At 33.4% G+C, this 1289-nt stretch carries 2 protein-coding genes; both read right to left on the bottom strand.

All coding sequences use genetic code 11. The annotated features are described in order from the left end of the window. Positions 1 to 844, bottom strand: an 844-nt coding sequence (locus A9G30_RS08720; protein WP_065588689.1) for a carboxylate/amino acid/amine transporter, incomplete at its 3' end; no start/stop codon positions are given. A 180-nt stretch (positions 845 to 1024) separates the two neighbouring features. Beyond that, on the bottom strand, positions 1025 to 1289 hold a 265-nt coding region (locus tag A9G30_RS08715), incomplete at its 5' end, for a helix-turn-helix transcriptional regulator (RefSeq protein WP_141672056.1).

Raw genomic sequence — 1289 nt, 5'->3', positions numbered from 1 at the left:
TAATGACTGCACTACCCAATATAAAGCGTACCCAGTCTATTGATTGATGCCAAATCGCCACATTCACCAAAATCCCTGTTGGAATAACCACATTATTCATAATAGCCAAAGTGCCCGAATTCACTTTTGTCGCACCATAATTCCATAAAAAGTAACATATGCCAGAAGCCACTACGCCAAGCCAGATAATAATGCTCCATTGTAAAATAGTTGTAGGTAATTTTGATGCATCGCCAAAAAGCAACCAACCTACTGTTGCCACAATTACCGCCCCCAAGTAAACCCAAGCAAAAGCCTGATGTTGAGGCATTGGATATATCTCCATAATTCTTTTATAACCAACCTGCCCTAAGGCAAAAACAATATTAGCCCCTTGAATTAATAAAAAGCCAATAATAAAGTTTGCACTAATATGATCATAACGAATAATAGCTGCACCAATAACTGCTATTATTGCCGTAAAAAGGTAACTCAATCTTAATGGATGACGTTGCAGTAAATCATAAATAACCGTGACATAAATAGGTGTAAAAATGGTAAACAACAGCACTTCAGGTACTGAAATATATTGGAAGGAATTATAATAAAAAAAGTACATAATCCCTAATTGACAAGCCCCAACACCCATTAAAAGAAATAGGGTTTTAAGCTTAATATTTCTAAAGCATAAAAAAGGTAAAAAGGTAATAAATGCTAACAAAACACGCATAACTACAGCAAACCAAGTATCAACCTGTCCACTGATATAAACACCAATAAAACTAAACGAAAACGACCAAATAATTGTTACAAAAATAAGATAAAGCATAATTGATGAATATAAAGAAAATAATGAGAGACGCATCGTATCAATTGGCTTAGCACTTGTAAACTTTATATCATAAAAATTGATTACTATGATAAAATAATTGATAATCTGTAGGAATTGCTAGCGCTATATACTATAGTCTGAGAAACCATGGTAATGGACATGCATAAAAAACAATTTAATAAATAAAATTAAATGGTAGTGATAAAAAATTGACTAACGTAGCCTCTTTGGTGAAAACCCAAAACGTTGTTTAAAGTAAAAAGCAAAACGAGAGCCTGATTCATATCCCACTTCTTGGGCAATTTGTAGGATCGTTTTTTGGGTGGTTTGTAACAGCATTAAACCAAAATTCATTCTTATATCTAAGATAATTTTGGATAAATTATATCCTTCTAAAGCAAGATGACGCCGTAAAGTTGATTCACTCATAGCAAATTGTTTAGCAATTTCTGCTGCCTGCCACTTTTTGTCTGGCTGC

This window comes from Gilliamella sp. Fer4-1 (assembly GCF_001690515.1).
In the GTDB taxonomy this organism is placed as follows: Bacteria; Pseudomonadota; Gammaproteobacteria; order Enterobacterales; family Orbaceae; genus Gilliamella; species Gilliamella apicola_C.
Note: the sequence above shows the minus strand (reverse complement) of the source record. Positions and strands in the feature narration are given on the sequence as shown.